General features: G+C 73.2%; 19 protein-coding genes. 10 read left to right on the forward strand and 9 right to left on the reverse strand.

Annotated features, from left to right (window positions below; all coding sequences use genetic code 11):
- Nucleotides 1-4 precede the first annotated feature (4 nt).
- A complete protein-coding gene (locus tag B4N89_RS32530; protein WP_078980058.1) occupies nt 5-796 on the reverse strand; it encodes a hypothetical protein in 792 nt (263 codons plus the stop codon).
- A gap of 442 nt (nt 797-1,238) precedes the next feature.
- Complete coding sequence (locus tag B4N89_RS32535; protein WP_235619118.1) at nt 1,239-2,621, reverse strand: PLP-dependent aminotransferase family protein; 1,383 nt, start codon at nt 2,619-2,621, stop codon at nt 1,239-1,241.
- Between the two features lie 192 nt (nt 2,622-2,813).
- On the opposite strand from B4N89_RS32535, the gene B4N89_RS32540 reads away from it, so the two are divergent.
- The 3 genes from B4N89_RS32540 (at nt 2,814) to B4N89_RS32550 (ending at nt 5,169) form a co-directional block, all read left to right on the forward strand.
- On the forward strand, nt 2,814-3,566 hold the full coding sequence (locus tag B4N89_RS32540) for a metallophosphoesterase (RefSeq protein WP_078980060.1): 753 nt from the start codon (nt 2,814-2,816) through the stop codon (nt 3,564-3,566).
- A 50-nt stretch (nt 3,567-3,616) separates the two neighbouring features.
- Nucleotides 3,617-4,444: a PP2C family protein-serine/threonine phosphatase gene (locus tag B4N89_RS32545; RefSeq protein ID WP_078980061.1), complete on the forward strand. Its 828-nt coding sequence runs from the start codon at nt 3,617-3,619 to the stop codon at nt 4,442-4,444.
- A gap of 104 nt (nt 4,445-4,548) precedes the next feature.
- Nucleotides 4,549-5,169, forward strand: a complete 621-nt coding sequence (locus B4N89_RS32550) for a cyclodeaminase/cyclohydrolase family protein (protein WP_078980062.1) — start codon at nt 4,549-4,551, stop codon at nt 5,167-5,169.
- 44 nt (nt 5,170-5,213) lie between these two features.
- Here B4N89_RS32550 and B4N89_RS32555 read toward each other — a convergent pair whose 3' ends face one another.
- Nucleotides 5,214-5,588: a recombinase family protein gene (locus B4N89_RS32555; RefSeq protein WP_078980063.1), complete on the reverse strand. Its 375-nt coding sequence runs from the start codon at nt 5,586-5,588 to the stop codon at nt 5,214-5,216.
- A 187-nt stretch (nt 5,589-5,775) separates the two neighbouring features.
- Here B4N89_RS32555 and B4N89_RS52745 point away from each other — a divergent pair, with 187 nt between their 5' ends.
- The 4 genes from B4N89_RS52745 (at nt 5,776) to B4N89_RS49185 (ending at nt 7,722) form a co-directional block, all read left to right on the forward strand.
- Nucleotides 5,776-6,036, forward strand: coding sequence for a DUF3099 domain-containing protein (locus B4N89_RS52745; RefSeq protein WP_078980064.1), 261 nt, complete (start codon nt 5,776-5,778; stop codon nt 6,034-6,036).
- A gap of 127 nt (nt 6,037-6,163) precedes the next feature.
- Nucleotides 6,164-6,451: a hypothetical protein gene (locus B4N89_RS32565; RefSeq protein ID WP_078980065.1), complete on the forward strand. Its 288-nt coding sequence runs from the start codon at nt 6,164-6,166 to the stop codon at nt 6,449-6,451.
- 113 nt (nt 6,452-6,564) lie between these two features.
- Nucleotides 6,565-7,434: an NAD(P)H-binding protein gene (locus B4N89_RS32570; protein WP_078980673.1), complete on the forward strand. Its 870-nt coding sequence runs from the start codon at nt 6,565-6,567 to the stop codon at nt 7,432-7,434.
- A 90-nt stretch (nt 7,435-7,524) separates the two neighbouring features.
- Nucleotides 7,525-7,722, forward strand: a complete 198-nt coding sequence (locus tag B4N89_RS49185; protein ID WP_143658161.1) for a hypothetical protein — start codon at nt 7,525-7,527, stop codon at nt 7,720-7,722.
- 81 nt (nt 7,723-7,803) lie between these two features.
- Here the strand turns inward: B4N89_RS49185 and B4N89_RS32575 are convergent, their stop codons facing one another.
- Nucleotides 7,804-7,995 carry a hypothetical protein gene (locus B4N89_RS32575; protein ID WP_078980066.1) on the reverse strand — a complete coding sequence of 64 codons (192 nt, stop codon included), beginning with the start codon at nt 7,993-7,995 and terminating at the stop codon, nt 7,804-7,806.
- 130 nt (nt 7,996-8,125) lie between these two features.
- Between B4N89_RS32575 and B4N89_RS32580 the strand changes: the two genes are divergently transcribed.
- Nucleotides 8,126-9,031 carry a hypothetical protein gene (locus B4N89_RS32580; protein ID WP_321170733.1) on the forward strand — a complete coding sequence of 302 codons (906 nt, stop codon included), beginning with the start codon at nt 8,126-8,128 and terminating at the stop codon, nt 9,029-9,031.
- On the opposite strand, the gene B4N89_RS32585 is transcribed toward B4N89_RS32580, so the two are convergent.
- The 3 genes from B4N89_RS32585 to B4N89_RS32595 form a co-directional block, all read right to left on the reverse strand.
- Complete coding sequence (locus tag B4N89_RS32585) at nt 9,028-10,809, reverse strand: SpoIIE family protein phosphatase (RefSeq protein WP_235619045.1); 1,782 nt, start codon at nt 10,807-10,809, stop codon at nt 9,028-9,030. The genes B4N89_RS32580 and B4N89_RS32585 overlap by 4 nt on opposite strands.
- Nucleotides 10,810-10,922: 113 nt before the next feature.
- Complete coding sequence (locus tag B4N89_RS32590) at nt 10,923-12,284, reverse strand: pyridoxal phosphate-dependent decarboxylase family protein (RefSeq protein WP_235619046.1); 1,362 nt, start codon at nt 12,282-12,284, stop codon at nt 10,923-10,925.
- A 193-nt stretch (nt 12,285-12,477) separates the two neighbouring features.
- Nucleotides 12,478-12,945 (reverse strand): Lrp/AsnC family transcriptional regulator, encoded by a 468-nt coding sequence (locus B4N89_RS32595; protein WP_078980067.1) that lies wholly within the window; start codon nt 12,943-12,945, stop codon nt 12,478-12,480.
- Nucleotides 12,946-13,581: 636 nt separating this feature from the next.
- Between B4N89_RS32595 and B4N89_RS32600 the strand changes: the two genes are divergently transcribed.
- On the forward strand, nt 13,582-14,184 hold the full coding sequence (locus B4N89_RS32600; RefSeq protein ID WP_078980068.1) for a hypothetical protein: 603 nt from the start codon (nt 13,582-13,584) through the stop codon (nt 14,182-14,184).
- A gap of 188 nt (nt 14,185-14,372) precedes the next feature.
- Here the strand turns inward: B4N89_RS32600 and B4N89_RS32605 are convergent, their stop codons facing one another.
- Together B4N89_RS32605 and B4N89_RS32610 are read right to left on the reverse strand one after the other, a co-directional pair.
- Nucleotides 14,373-15,455 (reverse strand): terpene synthase family protein, encoded by a 1,083-nt coding sequence (locus tag B4N89_RS32605; protein WP_143658162.1) that lies wholly within the window; start codon nt 15,453-15,455, stop codon nt 14,373-14,375.
- Entirely contained in the window at nt 15,370-16,836 is a 1,467-nt protein-coding gene (locus B4N89_RS32610) for a cytochrome P450 (RefSeq protein WP_078980070.1), read from the reverse strand. Before B4N89_RS32610 ends, B4N89_RS32605 begins: the two co-directional genes overlap by 86 nt.
- Before the next feature lie 264 nt (nt 16,837-17,100).
- Between B4N89_RS32610 and B4N89_RS32615 the strand changes: the two genes are divergently transcribed.
- On the forward strand, nt 17,101-18,444 hold the full coding sequence (locus B4N89_RS32615; RefSeq protein WP_161500895.1) for a cytochrome P450: 1,344 nt from the start codon (nt 17,101-17,103) through the stop codon (nt 18,442-18,444).
- The last annotated feature ends 71 nt before the right edge of the window (nt 18,445-18,515 follow it).

The following is an 18,515-nucleotide window of genomic DNA, read 5'->3' on the forward strand; positions in this document are numbered from 1 at the left end:
GCGCTCAGGGGTGGCTCGCGCGGACCTGGTAGATACCCGGAGCCACGCGGTTGGAGTGGGAACGGCTCAGCGGGGCCAGGGTGTCCGGCCAGATCGTGGTGCGGGACCAGATGACGCCCGCCAGCAGGGGGAGGTCCAGGTGGTCGACGCGGGACAGGTCGGTGTCGGAGGCGTCGATGGGCTCGGCGCGGATCTCCGCCTCCAGGCACGTGGCGAGGCGGGCCGCGGAGGCCGCCGCCGTAAGGGCCGCCGCGGCCGGGATCGTTCGGCCCGGCTCGGCCGATTCGCGTAGGCGTTGCCGGGCGGCGTCCAGGGCTCGGCCGCTGTCGGCCAGTGCGGTGACCAGGGCCTCGGCGAGTGCGCCCGGTCGCGGGGGGACGAGGGTCGGGAGCAGGGTGAGGCGGTTGCCCAGGCAGCGGGCCTGACCGGCGGCCAACGACAGCGCGATCAACGCCTCCGTGCGACGGTGCCACGCGTCGCCCCGGCACGGCGACTCCAGTACCCGGAACGCCCGGCCCACCGCCGCCCGATGCCCGAGGACCCGCTCACGGATGTCCCTGGCCCGTGCCCGCAGCACGATCGCGGTCCGCACCGGGCAGGGGTCGGGCGGCACGAGCGAGTCCGCGCTCGCGGACGGCGCGTGCTCGTACCCGTCGCACATGGCCCGGCCCAACTCGTCGACCAGGTGCGCCCAGGCCAGGCGTTCGGCGGCCGGGTCGGCATCCGGGTCCGCGGTCGACAACGAGCGCAGGTCGCGTTCGGTGAAGACACGCCGTTCCTCGTCGGAAATGCTCATCGAGCCGCCTCCTGCTGTCGCAAGTCGAACCACCACGTCGAACCGCACGTCGAGCCAGAGGACCGAACGGACAGGGGCCGAACACACAACGCCGAACCACGGATCGAACGCGAACGGCCGGGGCGAGTGCAAAGGGCGGCCGGGAGCCGTCCGGCACCGGGCTCGAAGTCGCACGTGGCCGGCACGGCCGGCGGGATCTCGAGGATGAGAAAGGCGCTTTGTAAACAAAGCCACACGCTTATCCTCGTCCCTCAAGGTATCAGCCGGGCCCCGGTTTGCTCCATGGATACAACACCCTCGGTTACGCCACGGATCTTCCGTGTCACCGTTTCCCGCCGGGCGCACGCATGGCGCGCGTCGAGCGCACGTCGAGCGCGCCCCGAGCGACCGCCCGGAAGCCGAGCCGCGTCCACACCGCCCGTCCCCGCGCGCCCGGCCCGGGTCACGGCGCCCGCAGCACCTTCGCCAGCGCGTCCAGCGTGCCCGGCCAGGCGTGTCCGGGCGAGGCCGCGAACCCGACCAGGACGCCCTCCTCGGGGGCCGGTCCGTGCCACAACTCGCGGACGCCGCGCAGCGCCATCCCGCACGCCGCGGCGCGCGCGAGCACCAGGTCCTCGTCCGGTCCGCCCGGCGGCAGCGTCATCAGCACATGCAGCCCGGCCGGCACACCGCGGAACTCCCGTCCGAAAGCGGCTCGTTCCGTGCCGAAGCGGCGCACGAGCTGCTCGCGTCGCCGGCGATAGCTCAGCCGCGCCGCGCGCACGTGCCGCTCGTAGTCGTGCCGGTCCAGCAGATCCGCCAGCACCGACTGGCCCAGCCCCTGGGTGTGCCAGTCGGCCCGGTGCTTGGCCCGCACCACCGGTTCGACCAGGTGTCCGGGCAGGGCCAGCCAGGCCAACCGCAGCCCCGGCCCCAACGTCTTGGACACCGACCCGCAATACGCCACATGCTCCGGCGCCATGCCCTGCAACGCGCCGACGGGCTGCCGGTCGTAGCGGAACTCGCCGTCGTAGTCGTCCTCGACGATCAGCGCGCCGCTCGCCCGCGCCCACGCGCACACCCGGTGTCGGCGTCCGGGTCGCAGCGGCACGCCGGTCGGATACTGGTGCGCCGGCGTCAACACCACCGCGCCGAGCGCCGGATCGGCCAACGGCTCGAAGCGCGCCCCCTCGGCGTCCACCGGCAGCGGCACCACCGCCGGCCCGGCGCGGCGGATCACGTCCCGGTACACGTTGTGCCCGGGGTCCTCCATCCCCACCGCACGCACCCCGGCCTCGGCCAGGACGCTCGCGAGCAGTGCGATCGACTGGTAGAAGCCCGAGGTGACCACGATGCGATCCGGCGTGGTCAGCACTCCTCGGGTGCGGCCGAGGTGTTCGGCCAGCGCGGTGCGCAGTTCGAGCCTGCCCTGCGGATCGCCGACGCCGTGCACCGCGAGCGGCGCGGCGGTGGTGAGTACGCGGCGGGTGGAGCGCAGCCAGGCGGCGGTCGGGAAGGCCGACACGTCCGGCAGGCCCGGGCGCAGGTCGAACCGGGGCGCGATGGTCTCCGGTGCGCCGTGCGAGGTCTTCGGCACGGCCGGTCCCGGCAGGTCGGCGACCCGGGTGGCGGCTCCCTGCCGGGCGATCAGGAACCCTTCGGCGACCAGCTGGTCGTAGGCCGCGGTGACCGTCCCGCGGGCGAAGCCCAGGTCGGCGGCGAGCCCGCGCGTGGACGGCAGCGCGGCACCGGGCGCCAGCCGCCCGCCGCGGATGGCCGCCCGCAGGGCCCGCTCCAGACCGACCCGGCGGCCCTCGGCGGTGTCCACGTCGACGTGCAGGTCGATCGCGGCGGCCACACCGCCCGCGTCGGGCGCACCGGTCGCCGCGTCCACCGCGTCCGCCGCGCTCACGGAACTGGACCAATCCTTCGGCATTTCACTGGATCTTAACCCTGGTCCGGTGGCGCCCGTAGCGTCTGCGTCATCACGACCGGTTACACCGGAACAACGTTTCCCCTCGCCCTCAAGGACCGCCCGATGATCGTGTTCGCGCATCTCAGTGACACCCACCTCGACGGCAGCCGGCGGGCCGCCAAGCGCACCCGCGCGACGATGGAGCACCTGAACGCGCTTCCCTTCGACCTGGACGCGGTCCTGGTCACCGGCGACATCGTGGACCACGGTTCGCCCGCCGAATACGACGAGGCCCGCGCCGTGTTGGCGTCCAGGCACCCGCTGCTGATCCTGCCCGGCAACCACGACGTACGCGGACCCTTCCGGAAGGGGCTGCTCGACGAGCCCGCCGACGACGCCCCGATCAACCGGGCGCATCGTACGGAGCGCGCGGTGTACGCGCTGTGCGACTCGTCGATCCCGGGCCGTGACGACGGTCTGATCGCCGACGAGACGCTGACCTGGTTGACCGGGGTGCTGGACGAAACCCCGTCCTCCGTACCGGTGTTCGTGGCCTTCCACCACCCGCCCGTGGAGTTGGGCATCCCGACCATCGACGCGATCCGCCAGTTCGGCGCGGACCGCCTCGCCGCCGTGGTCGCCGACCGGCCCAACGTGGCCGCACTGCTGTGCGGGCATGCGCACACCCCCGCGGCCACCACGTTCGCCGGCAAGCCGTTGATCGTCGCCCCGGGCGTGGTCTCCACCGTCAACCTGCCGTGGGAGCGCGCCGACGAGGACGCGCCGTTCGTCGACGTGGACATCCCGCCCGCGCTCGCCTTCCACGTCCTGGACGACGCCGGGCGGCTCACCACACACTTCCGCACCGTGGTCTGACCGCCCGATAGCGTGCCACGGTACGCCGATCCGAGCGAAGGGGGCCGCTCATGTTCGAACGACGCCGGCAGGACCCGGGGGGCACGGACGGGGTCGGTTTCACGGCGGGCCCGGTGCGGGTGGTCGCGGCGGCGGGCAGCGTGGTCGGCACCCGGTATCGGGCCAACTTCGACGTGTTCGGCCTGGACCCGGACCTGCGCCTGGCCGCCGTGGTCGACGGCATGGGCGACGGACCCGGGAGCACGGCGGCCGGACGGATCGCGATGACCGGGTTCACCGAGGCGGTCCGCCGCGCCGTGCGCGGGGGCGGCGCGGCAGGCCCCGCGGCGCTGCGGGCGGGCGTGGCCGGCATCCAGGACCGGGTGCTGGCCGCGGCCCGCGACCTGGACGGGGTCACCGGGTGCACGCTCACCGCGCTGGTCGCCAACGCGGGCGCGGGCAGCGACCCCGAGGCCGCCGCGTGGCTGGTCCAGATCGGTGATTCGCGTGTGTATCGCCTGCGGGCCGGATACCTCGAGTTGCTGACGGGAGATCACACCGAGGCGTGGTTGGGCGCGGTCTACGGCTGGTACGCGGCCGACTCGCCGCAGGCCGCCGCCGCGCGCTATCGGCTCGGCCGCTATCTCGGGCATCCGGGTCGGCCCGAACCGGACGTGCTCAACGTGACGTTGCGGCCGGGCGACGTGTACCTGCTGTGCACCGACGGTGTCGCCGAGCAGGTGGACTACCGCACGCTCGGGCGACTGCTCGCCGCGCCGGGGGCGCCGGCGGGCATCGTCGACCGCCTGCTCACCGCGACGCTGGACGCGGGCGGCCACGACAACGCGACCGCGGTCGTGCTCCGCGTGCGGGAGTCGGCGGCGGGGTCGACGCCCTGACCGAGCGGCGGCGCGAGGGTTGCCGTCGGCACCGGATCCGGCGCGGATTCGTGCGAGGATTCCCGGACATGCGGTAGTCGCCCCCGAGCGAAGGACGAACTCCCATGCACGACGACAAGATCGGCGAATATCTGGACCGCCTCGCCGACCGGGTGCCGGCCCCCGGCGGCGGAGCGGCGGCCGCGCTGCACGTCGCGCAGGCCACCGCGCTGCTCGGGATGGTGGCCCGCTACACCACGGGCGACCGGTACACCGAGCACGCCACGTCGATCGCCGAGGTGATCTCGCTGACCGACGAACTGCGTTCCAGGGCAGTGCGGTTGGCCGAGGCGGACGCGGCGGCGTTCACCGCGGTGACGGAGGCGTACAAGCTGCCCCGGGAGAGCGCCAAGGAGGTCTCCGACCGGTCGGCGACCGTGGCCCTCGCGCTGGTCCGCGCGGCCAAGCCGCCGGCCGAGGTGATCGTACTGGCCTCGGCGTGTGTCGAACTGGCCGAGAAACTGCTGCCGATCGCCAATCGAACGGTGGTCACGGACCTGGCCGCGGCGGTCGAGGCGGCGCGGGCGGCGGCGACCACGTCCAGGGTGAACATCGAGGTCAACCTCAACAGCATCAGGGACGAGCAGGTCCGCGCCGAACTCACCGCGCAGACCGCCCGCGTGGACGACATCACGACCCGCGCCGACGAGGTCACCAAGGCGGTGCGGGCGGCGGTATCGGGCTGAGCCGCGACCGGGGCGGGGTCGATTCCGGCTCCGCCCCGCGCACCTCACCACCTCGCGACGCGGCGTCCCTCGTACTCGTGCCAGCGGCCCGGGAGGTCGATGATCTCGGCGCCGGCGGTGATGAACCGGTCCGCGATGGCGCGGGCGCGCTCGGGGTCGAGCGAGAAGACCCACAGGCCGGGGATCAGGACGATACGGACCGCGCCGGCCAGCACATGGGCCAGCAGCTGTTCGAGGGCGGGCCGCTCCTCGCGCGAGGAGACGCCGTTGTCCAGACACACCACCGGCCGGCTCAGCCCGATGCCCTGCGCGTACGCCGTCAGCGCGTTGCGGTGGGCGGCCATCTCCCACGGGTCACGCGGGTAGCACCGCAGGTAGGCGACCGGCGCGCCGACGTGCGGAGGGGAGACGGTCGTCATGGCGACTGATTCCTTTCCGGCGATCGGCACGGACCCGCGGTCCCGCCTGAGCGCAAGTCAACACCGTCCCACCCCCAGAGGTCTATACCAATATTGTCATTCCTGGGTAACTCCCGGGCATCGGCCCACCCCGGCGGCCGTTGCGGCGGCCCCGTCGTCCCGCCCCGACACGTCGTACCGTGAAGGCATGAGCACCAACGACCCGGACGGCCCGGGTCCCGGGGGTGCCACCCCCGACGGGCCGGTCCCGTCCCAGCGCCGCCGCCGCAAGCGCTACTTCGTGATGATGGGCGTGTGCCTGCTGCTGTTCCTGCTCGCCGGCACGGTGGTCTACCGCTGGTCGTTCCCGGCCGCCGCCGGCATGACGATCGTCGCGATGGCGATCCCCCCGTTCGCCGCGATCGTGGCCAACCGCCGCGAGCGGGGCGACCGCTGGTGGGACGAGTGACGCACCCCGTCGGTCACGGAACGGTCCCGACGCGGTGACAACCCGGAAGGCGACGAACCATCGCCCCCTCCCGGTCCGTCCCTCCCGACGACCCGCGAACGCGCGGGGTGCGGGGGGAAGGGCGGAGATGGCCGGCAACGCGGGCGCACAGGCGGCACGAGGGGGCGGGACGACGCTCCGGGACGACCCGCTCGACCGAACGATCCCCGGCAGCCGAGGGATCCTCGGCGAGCGCGTCGACCCGGGCGCGGCGCGCCGACTCGGCCGCGCCGCCCGACAGGGGCTGCTCCTGCTGCTCCTCGTCGTGGTCGCGGCGGGCCTCGCCGCCGTGTACCCGGACCAGGCGCACCTGGCGTTCGACCGATCCCGCCCGGTCCTGGACCTGATGCTCGGCCCGCTCGGCGACGTGCGCTGAACCGGGCGCGCCGCATGGGCGTGGTTCGGCGGGAGAGCGGCAACCGCGCAGTAGGGTCGGTGGCCGAGCGGCCGGGCCGGGCCCGACCGCGCGAGTCGGGAGAGGACGTCGTCATGGCACCAGTCATCGCGGTCACCGGAGCGAGCGGGCAGATCGGCAACCGGGTCGCCCGGCGGCTCGCCGAGGCCGGCGCGACGCAACGATTGGTGGGACGCGATCCGTCCCGACTGCCCGAACTGCCCGGCGCCACCCCGGCACCGCCGGCGACCTACGCCGACGGCGAGGCGATGCGCCGGGCGCTGGACGGCGCGACCGTACTGTTCCTGGTCTCCGCCCGGGAGAGCGCCGATCGGGTCCGCGAGCACATCTCGGTCGTGGACGCCGCGGTCGCCGCCGGGGTCCGCCGCATCGTCTACGTGTCCTTCCTGGGCGCCGCCCCCGACGCCACCTTCACCTTCGCCCGCGACCACTGGCACACCGAGCAGCACATCCGCGACTCCGGCCTGCGCCACACCTTCCTGCGCGACAGTCTGTACCTGGCCGGCCTACCCGCCATGGTCGGACCCGACGGGATCATCCGCGGCCCGGCCGGCGACGGTCGGGTCTCGGCGGTGGCGCACGCCGACATCGCGGACGCCGCCGCGGCGGTCCTGCTCGGCGGCGACGCGCACGACGACCTCACCTACGACCTCACCGGCCCCGAGGCGATCACCCTGGCCGAGGCCGCGGCGGTGCTCACCCGCTTCGCCGGCCGGCCGATCGGCTACGAGCCCGAGACCCGCGACGAGGCCTACGCCTCACGCGCCCACTACAACGCGCCCGCGTGGGAGATGGCCGGGTGGGTGACCTCCTACGAGGCGATCGCGACCGGCGAGATGAGCAAGGTCTCCAACGCGGTACCGATGCTCACGGGCCGCCCGGCGCAGAACCTGGCCGGCTGGCTGACCACCCACCCGCAGTCCTGGAGCCACCTCGAGCCCTGAAGGCGGCCGCACCGGCGCCGTGCCGCGTCCGCTCCCCCGACCGGCCGTAGCCCGGGTGCGCGGCACCGGGGAGACGGGTCTGCTGGGGCTATGCACCCCACACACCCAATCATCGAGCTGACCGAGCTATTGATGCGCGAGACCGATCTGCCCCAGGATCGCGCGAACGCTCTCGTACGCCGCATCTGGGACGCGGGCGTGGCCGAGGGCACCCGGCGGATGATGGACGACCTCGCCGCCGCCAACCGCGAAAACGAGGAACTGCGCCGCGCCCTCGACGGCGAGTGAGCCCGCCGGCCCCGAGGGCGTGGTGTCCCCGCTCGGGGCCGGACCGGGACACCACGCCCGCCCGTGACGCGGGCGACGCGCCTACAGCGGCAGCGTGCCCGCGAGCTGGTTGACCTGGTTCAGGTTGTTGAGGCCGTCGGGATAGACCGAACTGGGCACCCCGGCGACCCGGCCGGTGTTCGGGGTGGGCTCCTGCGCCGAGGCGGCGGACGCGCCGAAGGTCACGGCAAGGGCGGTGCCCGCCAGAGCGGCGGCGGTGATGCGCTTGATCATGTCCCGCCCAACGAGGGGCCCGCCCCCTTGGTCACCGCGCCGCGCACCGGCGGCCCCCGGTTCACCTGTTCGGCGTCGGTAGCCCGTTGCCGAGGGGGAACCCGAGCACGGACACGGAGGAGGAGGGCCGATGCCGGCGGCGCACACGACCCACCCGGAACTGGCCGGATGGTGGCAGGACACCATGATCCGCGAGGGCCGGCTGCCGATGGCCCTGGCGTTCGCGTCGCTGCTGCTCACCTTCCTGATCACGCGCACCATCACCCGGCTGATCCGGGCCGGGCGCGGGCCGTTTCGCAACCTCGACAGCGGTGGGGTGCACATCCACCACGTGGTCCCGGGCATCGTGCTCGCCCTGTTCGGCGGCTTCGTCGGCGTCGGGACCGGCGAACACCTGGTCGGCCGCGCGGTCGCGGGGGTGCTGCTCGGGATCGGCGCGGGGCTGGTCCTGGACGAGTTCGGGATGATCGTGCACCTGGCCGACGTGTACTGGTCCGAGCAGGGCCGGATCTCGATCGAGGCCACCGTGTTGACGATCGCCGCGGTCGGCCTGGCGGCGAGCGGATTCGTGCCCTTCGACGCGCGGCCCGAGGGCGACACCGTCGACGATCGGGCGGTGTGGCTGGTCGCGCTGCTCCTGGACGTCATGATGGCCGCGATCACGTTCGCCAAGGGCAAGGTGGCCACCGGCGTGATCGGCGTGTTCATCCCGGTCGTCAACATCGTCGCGGCGATCCGGTTGGCCCGCCCAGGCTCCCCGTGGGCCCGCCGGCGCTACCGCGACCGCCCGCGAAGGCTGCGCCGGGCCGAGGCCCGGGCCGCGCGCCACGACGCCCGGTGGGGCCCGATCCGCCGCCGCTTCGAGGACACCATCGCGGGCAGCCTGCTCCCGACCCCGCCCACCCTCGCGCCGCCCCGAGAACCCCGCCGGCGGGTCACGGTGACCGGCACCCGGCACACCTGGAAGCGCCCGGCCACCGACCCGAACCGACGCCCGCCGCACACCGGTTGCTCCCGGCCGGCGGGGGACGTCTAGGTCCTGTCCGGGGCCGACGGGCGTCTGCGGGCGGCCAGGACCGCGATGTCGTCCTCCGGCTTGTCGGTGATCATCCGGGCGATCACCGTGTCCACCAGGCGCACCAGCGGGGTCTCAGCGGTCAGCCCCACCCGGGTCAGCCGCTGCAACGATTCGCCGATGTCCTCGCCCCTGCGCTCGACCAGACCGTCGGTGTACATCACCAGGACCCGGTCCGGATCGCTGCGCCGGCGCACCGAGCCGTAGCCGCCGAAGCCGGTGCCCAGCGGCGGTCCGACCGGCACGTCGACCAGTTCGGCCGCGTCGCCCGGGCCGACCAGCAGCGGCGGCAGATGGCCGGCGCTGGCGAAGGTGACCGTGTCCGTCGCCGGGTCGACCAGGACCAGCAGGCAGCTGGCCACGCGTTCGATGCCCGCCTTGGTGCTGGTGCGGTCCACCGCCGCCAGGATCTCGTGCGGCTCCAGGTCGGAGCGGGCCTGTACCCGCAGCAGCGCCCGGAACTGGCTCATCTCCACCGCGGCCTGCACGCCGTGTCCCATCACGTCGCCGACCGCGAGCAGGGTGCGGCCCCCGCTCAGCGCGACCGCGTCGTACCAGTCGCCGCCCACCTCGACGCTGCTGCCCGCGGGCCGGTAGCGCGAGGCCAGCTCGATGTCCGGGTGCGGCGCGTCGGGCGCGGCGAGCAGCGCGTGCTGGAGGGCGAGCGCGATGTCGTGCTCGTGCGCGTAGCGGCGGGCGTTGTCCACGCTGATCGCCCCGCGCCGGGCCAGGTCGCGGGCCAGGATCACGTCCTCGGGGGAGAACTCGTCGGCCGCGCCGTGCCGCGACATCGTGACCATGCCGATCGCGCTGCCCCGGGCGACCAGCGGCAGCGCCACCACCGAGTGCAGGCCCACCGAGCGGAACACGGCGAGGCGGTCGGGGCTGGACACCTGCCGGGCCATCTCCTCGTCGGCCGCCCGGTTGACCACCACGGGGCTGCGTTCGCTGAGCGCGCGCGGCACCATCGAGCCCTGCTGGTAGTCCACGTTCTCGCCGGGTTGGCGCAGGATCGCCGCCTGTTCGGACATCCCCGGCCGGTGCGACAGCGCGGCGCGCCACATCCGGACCATGTCGAGCGGCTGGTGCGGGGCGCCGTTGGCGCCCTCGACGGCGAACACGTCCACGGTCGCCACGTCGCTCAGCTCGGCGACGAACAACTCCGCCAACTCCTCGCAGGTCTCTACCAGATCGAGGGTGGTGCCGACCCGGGTGGCGGCGGCGTCCAGGACCGCGAGCCGGCGCCGGGCCGCGTCCAGCTCCAGCTGGGTGCGCCGGGACTCGGACACCTCCAGGAGCACGGCCGCCAGACCGACCACCTCGCCCTCGTGCTCCAGCCGGTGATAGGCGCCGTGCCACCAGCGGCGGCCGGGCGGGCCCGCGTGCGTGGTGCCGGAGGAGGTGGCCTCCCGGGGCACGCCGTCGCGCAGCACCGCCCGGAGCACGTCCTCCTTCGCGTCCAGGTCGGGCAGCACCTCGCCGATGGTGCGGCCCAGGTGCACCTCGGCCGGCAGGCCGTTCATCCGGGCCAGCGCCGGATTGACATAGAGGTAGCGCATGGTCGGGCTCATCACCCCCACCGCCGCCGGCGTGCCGTCGAGCAGGCCCTGCAATACCGCGTAGGCGCCGACATCGCGCACATCCCCCGCGTGTGTACCCACCAGTCGTGCCACGGCGCCGGTCACGGCGTCGACCTCCGGCACCATCATCGGCGGGTCCGTGTACTCGTCCAGCGCCACGCCTGTCCTCTCCGGCCCCGAGGCCGATCGGGCGCCCGGCCCCCGAAGCCGTCCCATCGGCTTCCAGTCTGGGCCACGGCGACCCGAACGCGCGAGCGGCAGGCCGCACTGCGTTACCTCATCGTGGCCAGGATCTCCTCGACCATCGCCATCGAGGTACCCGGGTGCAGGAACGCGAAGCGGGCCACGGTCTCCCCCTCCCAACCGGTCGGGGTGACGAAACCGACCTGGCCGGCCAACAGCCGCCGGGACCAGTCGAGGTAGTCGTCCGGACCCCAACCGGTGCGCCGGAACAGCACCGCGGACAGCTCCGGGTCGCGGATCAACTCCAGGTCGGGGGTGGCCCGGATCAGCTCGGCGGTGTCCCGGGCCAGGGTCAGCGCGGTCTCGATGGCCTCGGTGTACGCGTCGGTGCCGTGCACCGCGAGCGAGAACCACAGCGGCAGGCCGCGGGCGCGCCGGGTGAGGTGGTACGCGTAGTCGGTCGGGTTCCACTCCTCGGGCGCGTCGGTGTGCAGGACGTCGAGGTAGGACGCGTCCTGGGTGTGCACGCCGCGGGCCGGGCCCGGGTTGCGGTAGATCAGCGCCGCGCAGTCGAACGGCGCGAACAGCCACTTGTGCGGGTCGACGACGAACGAGTCGGCGAGTTCGATCCCGTCGTAGCGGGCGCGCACGCTCGGCGCGAGCAGCCCGGCGCCGCCGTACGCGCCGTCCACGTGGAACCACAGGTCGCGCTCGCGGGCCACCGCGCCGATCCCGGCCAGGTCGTCGATGATGCCCGCGTTGGTGGTACCGGCGGTGGCCACCACGCCGACCACGTCGTGCGCCTCGGGGTCGGCGGCCAGCGCGGCGCGCAACGCCTCGCCGGTCAGGCGGTGGTCGGTGGTCTTCACCACGAGTGCGTCCATGCCGATGATCCGCAGCGTGTTGCCGATCGAGGAGTGCGCCTGGTCGCTGACCGCGATCCGCAGCCGGTCCCGCGCGCCGGTGCCGGTGCGCCGCCGGCCCATGTCCCGGGCCACCACGAGCGCGGACAGGTTGCCCGCCGAGCCGCCGCTGACGAAGCAGCCGCCGGCGCTCGCGGGCAGCCCGGCCAGGTCGGCGATCAGCCGCAACACCTGGTTCTCCGCGGCCACCGCGCCGGCCGCCTCCAGCCACGAGATGCCCTGGAGCGACGCGCACGAGACGACCATGTCGAACAGCAGCGCGGCCTTGGTCGGCGCGGCCGGGATGAAGGAGAGGAAGCGCGGGCTGTCGCAGGAGATGACCGCCGGGGCGAGTTGGTCGGCGTAGATCGCCAGCACCTCGCCCGGGTCGTTGCCCCGCGCGCCGATCAGGCCGTCGAGCGCGCGGTCGAGCTTGTCCTTGCGGCCGGGGTGGTCGAGCGGGACCGGGTCCAGGGCGAGCCGTTCGCGCATGTAGTCGAAGACCAGGTCGGCGAGCGCCGGGTCGTACCGGTGCATGGACATGGACATGGGCGTGGGGGTGCTCGGCGTCGGCATGGCGGTGCTCGGCATTCTCTCGGCGCGGTCGCGGGGCGTCCCCGCCCGGGGGCGGCGGGGACGCTACGACGGATTTCGGGGCGCCGGGGGTCCGCACCGGCAGCTCTCACACTACGTACGGGTGTGCGATCCGGCCAAGAGCGTGATCATGCGTGTTCGCGGCGATCTATTGCGTCTCCACTCCCTGCCACGTCGTTCCATTGCGCCTGACCAGCCGGGAAAGCACGACACAGCTCTTGGAGCGCACCACGAAGGGCTCCGCCGCGATCCGCTCCAGGACCCGTTCGAAGTGTTGGACATCGGCCGCGAGCAGGTGGATCACCGCGTCGGCGTCGCCGGTGACGGTGCTGGCCGAGACCACCTCGGGGAACTTGGCCAGCGCGCGCCCGATCTCGCTGGGCGAGGTGCGCCCGACGCAGTACAGCTCGACGAACGCCTCGGTGGTCCACCCGAGTGCGGCGGGTTCGACCGACGCGGAGAAGCCGGTGATCACGCCGGCGGCGAGGAGGCGGTCCACCCGGCGCTTGACCGCGGACGCGGACAGGCCGACCCGGGTGCCGATCTCGGCGTAGGTCGAACGGGCGTCCTCGATGAGCGCGGTGATGATCCGGCTGTCCAGCGGGTCCAACGCCATCGGTGGCTCTCCTCGGTGCGGTCGAAGGGGTGGGGGTCGGGGGGTACGGGTGGGCGGCTCGGGGCGGGACTCGGGGGTGGGGAGGGTCGGGTTCGCTCGGCTCGCTCGGGAGTGCGGGCCCCGGTCCGGTGGGCCGGGCACAGTGACCGTAGCCCACGTGGGTGTCCGGATCCGATTCGTTCGCGGTAGCCGTTCGCCGCGGTCGACGCGGGCACGCCGGGGCTCGCCCGCGGCCGGTCGTCGGCGCGCCGCCGGCCCGAGCTCTCGTCGAGGCGCAATTGCCTTCCGGCGTGCGGCAGTTCACTTCACGGACGCACCGATGCGCATGGATCGAGGTCGGCTCGGGGTGCGATGCGACGGCATGGGCGAGGTGTTCGCGTGTCCGGGCGTCGATGCGGACGCCTTCCGCACGGTGGCCGAACACCGCTGGTCACTACTGCCTCGGCGGTCGACGGACAGGGGCGCCGGAGGTGGCGCGGGGAGTCCGCTTCGTGGCGTGAACGGCCATCAGCACGACGGTGCGCCCGCGCCTAGCGTGAAGTGGCCGGCAGCGCGTACGTGTGCCGGTTGATCATGAACTGGCCGGCAGATCGGGAAGGCACCGGCTTTTCCGGACATCCGATACGGGGAGACGACATGAGCATCAAGGTCACCGTGATCTATCACGACACCGACACGTGCGTACGCGCGCTGGCCGACGCGGTCGCCGCGGTCGCCTGGAACACCGGCGCCGACATCCGGCTGCGCAGATTGCCCGAGGCCGAACCGGCCGCGCCACGGGACGGGACCAAGGCCGACCCGCTCGCCACGGTGGGCGACCTGACCTGGCCCGACGTGGTGATCCTGGGCGCACCGGCACGCGACGGCGACGTCGTCGCGCTGCTGCACCGCCTCACCCGCTCGGCAACCGCGTCGGCGACCGACGCGGCCGCCCGGGACATGCGCGACTCCTGGCAGCGGCGATCCTGCGAACAGGTCTTCGGCGTCTTCGTCACCACTCCGGCCCCCGACACCCGCCACGGCGGCCTGATGCGCGACTTCGCGATCATCCGCCCCCGGTCCGCGACGGACGACGACCCCCACCCACGCCCGTCGATCGCCACCCTCACCGAACTCACCGCCCGCACATCCGCCACGGCCGACCCGACCCTGCTCTCCCTCGACCTGGCCAGAATCCAAACCCGCCGCTGCGTCGAGATGGCCGCCCTGCTCCGGGCCGAACGAGTCCTGGTGGCCTGAGACGCGAACGGGCGGCCCCGGCCGGTCGGTTGGATCCGCGAACGGCCGCCGGACGGCCCGGTCTTCGGTGTGGGACCGGGCCGCCTGCCCGCCTCCCTGCGGCGGGCTCGACCGGTCGCAGACTACGGCCGCCTCACATGATGGCCGATCGGTCCGACATCGGCGCCGGCGGACCCGGGGAAGCGGGTTCAGGCGCCGAAGAGCGAAGGCAGGTTGTCGGGTGGTTGTGGGGAAGTGACGTGATAGCGGCCGCAGTTCATGGACCAGTCGAGGTTGCCGCGGATCCAGGCGCCCATCCCGCGCACATAGCGGGCCAGGCGGGCGTCGCCCGATTCCAGGAGCGGGCGGGCCAGTCGGTCGAAGCGGCGCATCTGGTCCTCGTACATGGACACCGCCCTGCGCAGCGCCTCGTCGAGGGGGCAGTAGTAGTGGTCGGCGAGCACGGTGATCAGGTTGGTGTGGCCGGGCCAGTACAACTCGCGCATCCCGGAGAGGATGTCGTGGGTGTACGCGATGGCCCGGGCGGCGGCCTGTTCGCAGCGACGAACCTCGCGGCCGGCCCAGATCGGGCCCGGCAGGTAGCAGTCGTCGGCCAGTTCGATGACGACGAAGCACATGCCGCGCATCAGGATCGTGGACTCGCGCAGCCGCACGTACTGCCCCAGGCTCGGGGTGATGCCGCGGGCCCGATAGATCGCCTCCGCCGCCACCGCGCCCAGGTAGCGGTTGAAGCCGTCGGCGAAGCGCTCCACCTGTTCCGCGTTCGCGGCCATCCGGACGAGCCTGGCACGCAGGTCGATCAGGGCTTCCAGATACGGTTCGGGCACCGCCTCGATCCGACCGTGCAGGACGCGCTGCGACCACAGGATGTGTTCGGCCAGGTCCTCCAACCGGCCCTGTGCGGGCGCCAGTTCGGAGAAGCGGTCGTCCTGGAGGAACAGCCACACCATCAACTGCGCGGCCAACACCGCTCCTTCCGCGTCGCCGTGCGGATAGGTCAGCGCACCCAGTTCGCCGAACTGCGCGGCGCGCGCGGCGGCTTCCTCGGTGCGCGTGGTGATGTAGCCGAACCGCCGCATCCACGCGACCGTACGCTCGGTCACCTCGCGCGCGTCGGGGTGGCGGGCCGGCTCGACCGGGCACCACAGGTGCGGCACGGTGAGCCGGGCCGCCGGGTGCGCCGGGTCAGTCGCCGTCGGGGGATGGGGCCTCGGCGCGGGCGGCGGGGTGGACAGGGCAGTGGAGCGTCGCGGATTCGTCGGTCCGTGCATCGGCCGCCTCCTCGGGTGCCTGGGTCCGCGTACCGCGCGGCTCTACCGTCAACTCCAGGGGGACCGGGGAGAGCGTCATGCGCAGCAGGGGCCTCGGCGTGGGGGCGCCGGGTATCCGGGCCAGCGAGACCCTGGACATGATGCCCGCGGCGGCCAGCGTCGCCTCGGTGATTCCGTAGGCGTCGCCGATGCACTTGCGGGTGCCGGATCCGAACGGGATGAACGCCTCGCGCTGCGCCTGGGTCACCGCGCCCGGCAACCAGCGGTCCGGGTCGAAGCGTTCGGGGTCGGGGAACACGCTCGCGTCCCGGTGCAGGCAGTAGGGACTGAACATCACCTCGTCGCCCGGAGACAGGTGGATACCGTCGAGGGTGATGTAGTCGGTGACCCGGCGGCTGAGCACCGACACCGACGGGTACAGGCGCAGCGTCTCGGTCAGGACGCGGCTCAGCAGCGGCAGGCGCGAGATGTCGTCGTAGCCGGGCACCCGGCCGGCCAGTGCGGTGTCCACCTCGTCGTGCAGGCGCCGCTCCAGTGGGCCGTTGTGCGCCAGGACGCCGAAGGTCCAGGCCAACAGGTCGGCGGTGGCCGGGATTCCGCCGATCATCAAGGTGGCGATCTGGTCGCACACCTCGTCGTCGGTGAACGCGCGACCGTGCTCGTCCTCGGCGGCCATGATCGTGGACAGGCCGTCGGCCGGGTCGGCGCCGCGCACGCGGTAGGCCTCGACCATGCGCTTGATCAGCGAACGGGCCTGGACGCGGGCCGTTTCGAAGCGGCGGTTGGCCGGGGTGGGCGCCCTGTGCACGAGGGCGACGGGGATCACCATCTGCCACCACATGCCGGGCATCAGCACGGTGTACGCCTCTTCGATCCGGGCGGTCAGCTGCGCCTGGGCCGGATCGGAGAACAGCGTGCGGGTCAGCGCCCGGCCGGCGAGCAAACGCATCTCCCGGCATACGTCGACGACTTGGCCCGGTTGCCACGCGTCGACCACGTCCTGCGCACATGCGGTCATGGCGGAGGTGTAGGAGACGATGCTCGGCTGCCGGAACGCCTGGTTCATCAGGGGCCGCTGGTAGCGGTGGTCGGCCGCGGAGCAGGTGCCGAGGCCGTCGCCGATCAGGGTGCGGGCGGTGTCGACGAAGGGGCCGCCCTTGTCGAACCGGTGCTGCTCGGTGACCAGCGCCTTGCGGACCAGGTCGGGCCGGGTGATGAGGTAGGCGACCTTCGGGCCGAGCCGCAACCGTACGACCGGGGCGAGCGCGTGCTGCTCCAGCAGGAACGCCATCGGGTCGCGCCACATGGGCAGGGTGTGTCCGAGGATCGGGAGCCCTCTGCCGGCCACGGGTGGGACGCCGGGTGGGGTGAGGGTGGTCATGAAGCCCTCCTTGGTGATGCGTTCGCTTTCGGGTGGTGCCGGTGCCGGGGCAGGCGGGGGCGGTGGTGTGCGCAGGGGTTTCGGGAGCGGTCCGCGTGCTCGCCGCTTCATGCTTAGCGTTCGCCCGGCACGGCCGGTAAGGGCGCGCGAGTAGCGAACGCACGGCGCGAGGAGGCCGGTTGGGTGCACCCTGCCCAACCGGCGATCACCTCGGCACAGTGGTGGGGGTCACCGGCAGCCTGGTCCGACGTGAAGGGATGGCGTGTGCGCACCATCGAGGACGTACCCACCGCACCGGGCGCTCTGCCCGGCGTAGGACACCTCCACCGTCTGGCCGGTCAGCGGCTGCGCTTTCTCGAATCACTGCCCGGGGTGGGGCCGTTGGTCCGGATCAGACTGGGCACCGCGCCGGTGTACGTGGTGACGGACCCCGTTCTGGTCCATCAGGTGCAGTCGTCCAAGGGCCGCAGCTTCGGCCGGGGCAAACAGTTCGAACGCATGATCCCGCTCCTTGGACACGGCGTGATCACCTCCGACGGCGAGCTGTACCACCGCCAACGGCGGGTCATCCAGCAGGCGTTCACCCCGGCGCACATCGAGCGGCACGCTGCCTCGATCCGGCGGCGCACGCGGGAATTGTGCGCCGACTGGACGCCGGGTCGGCCGGTGGACGTCCTGGAGGTGATGAAGGCGCTCTCGGTGGCCGTGACGGCGGAGACCCTGTTCTCCAACCGTATGCCCGACGGCGTCCTGGCCCAGTTGCACCGGGTGTTGCCGGTGATCGAGCGGGCGGCGGTGGAGCGGCCGATGTTGCCGAAGGTGGTGGATCGGCTGCCGCTGCCGTTTGTCCGGCGCGGCGACGAGGCCGTGGCCCGGATGCGTGCGTTGGTGGGCGAGGCCGTCGCCGCGTGCCGCGAGCGGTCCCCGGAGGGCGACGGCGACGTGGTGGCGTGCCTGCTCGCCGCCCACGACCCGGACACGGGGCGGCCGTTGGCCGACGAGCTGATCTGCGACGAGGTCATCGCCATGCTGATCGGCGGGGTGGCGAACGTCCCGACCACGCTGTCCTGGGCGTGGTACCACCTGGCCCTGCGCCCGGGAGCGGAACGCCGGATGCTCGCCGAGATCGCCGAGTCCGCCGAACCGGGCGACGCCGTACCGACATCGACCGATCCGCAGGCGCTGCCGTACACGCGGGCGGTGATGTACGAGACGATGCGCCTGCACTCGGTACAGCTGGTGACCCAACGCACCACGGCCGCGGTGGAGTTGGGCGATGTCATGCTGCCGAGTGGCACCGATACCGCGTACAGCCAGCACTCCCTGCACACCGACCCGCACTTCTGCCACCGGCCCGAGGCCTTCTCCCCCGAACGCTGGCTCCCGGACAGCGGCTGGAAACCGCCGCGGCACGCCTTCGTGCCCTTCGGCGGCGGCCGGTTCAAGTGCGTCGGCGACAACTTCGCCCTCGCCGAGATGCTGGCCACGCTGGTGGCGGTGGGCAGTTCGTGGCGCCTGACCCTGCAACCCGACGCACGAGTGCGGACATCCGTACGAGAGCCCATCCCCGGCCCGAGGGGACTGATGCTGATCCCGAAGCCGATCTGACCCGCCACGGGCCGGCGGCTTCGCCGCCAGGTGTCGGCCCGGGGCCGGTGTTCGGCGGCGCCGGCCTGCCG

It is taken from the genome of Embleya scabrispora (assembly GCF_002024165.1).
Classification (GTDB): Bacteria; Actinomycetota; Actinomycetes; order Streptomycetales; family Streptomycetaceae; genus Embleya; species Embleya scabrispora_A.

Bases quoted from the DNA above. Each gene is read 5' to 3' on its own strand.
- B4N89_RS32565 (WP_078980065.1), top strand. From the start codon at position 6,164: ATGGCCGGCAACGCGGGCGCACAGGCGGCACGAGGGGGCGGGACGACG.
- B4N89_RS49185 (WP_143658161.1), top strand. From the start codon at position 7,525: ATGCACCCCACACACCCAATCATCGAGCTGACCGAGCTATTGATGCGC.
- B4N89_RS32530 (WP_078980058.1), bottom strand. From the start codon at position 796: ATGAGCATTTCCGACGAGGAACGGCGTGTCTTCACCGAACGCGACCTG.
- B4N89_RS32545 (WP_078980061.1), top strand. From the start codon at position 3,617: ATGTTCGAACGACGCCGGCAGGACCCGGGGGGCACGGACGGGGTCGGT.
- B4N89_RS32555 (WP_078980063.1), bottom strand. From the start codon at position 5,588: ATGACGACCGTCTCCCCTCCGCACGTCGGCGCGCCGGTCGCCTACCTG.
- B4N89_RS32590 (WP_235619046.1), bottom strand. From the start codon at position 12,284: ATGTCCATGTCCATGCACCGGTACGACCCGGCGCTCGCCGACCTGGTC.
- B4N89_RS32550 (WP_078980062.1), top strand. From the start codon at position 4,549: ATGCACGACGACAAGATCGGCGAATATCTGGACCGCCTCGCCGACCGG.
- B4N89_RS32575 (WP_078980066.1), bottom strand. From the start codon at position 7,995: ATGATCAAGCGCATCACCGCCGCCGCTCTGGCGGGCACCGCCCTTGCC.
- B4N89_RS32540 (WP_078980060.1), top strand. From the start codon at position 2,814: ATGATCGTGTTCGCGCATCTCAGTGACACCCACCTCGACGGCAGCCGG.
- B4N89_RS32610 (WP_078980070.1), bottom strand. From the start codon at position 16,836: ATGACCACCCTCACCCCACCCGGCGTCCCACCCGTGGCCGGCAGAGGG.
- B4N89_RS32570 (WP_078980673.1), top strand. From the start codon at position 6,565: ATGGCACCAGTCATCGCGGTCACCGGAGCGAGCGGGCAGATCGGCAAC.
- B4N89_RS32595 (WP_078980067.1), bottom strand. From the start codon at position 12,945: ATGGCGTTGGACCCGCTGGACAGCCGGATCATCACCGCGCTCATCGAG.
- B4N89_RS52745 (WP_078980064.1), top strand. From the start codon at position 5,776: ATGAGCACCAACGACCCGGACGGCCCGGGTCCCGGGGGTGCCACCCCC.
- B4N89_RS32605 (WP_143658162.1), bottom strand. From the start codon at position 15,455: ATGCACGGACCGACGAATCCGCGACGCTCCACTGCCCTGTCCACCCCG.
- B4N89_RS32600 (WP_078980068.1), top strand. From the start codon at position 13,582: ATGAGCATCAAGGTCACCGTGATCTATCACGACACCGACACGTGCGTA.
- B4N89_RS32580 (WP_321170733.1), top strand. From the start codon at position 8,126: ATGCCGGCGGCGCACACGACCCACCCGGAACTGGCCGGATGGTGGCAG.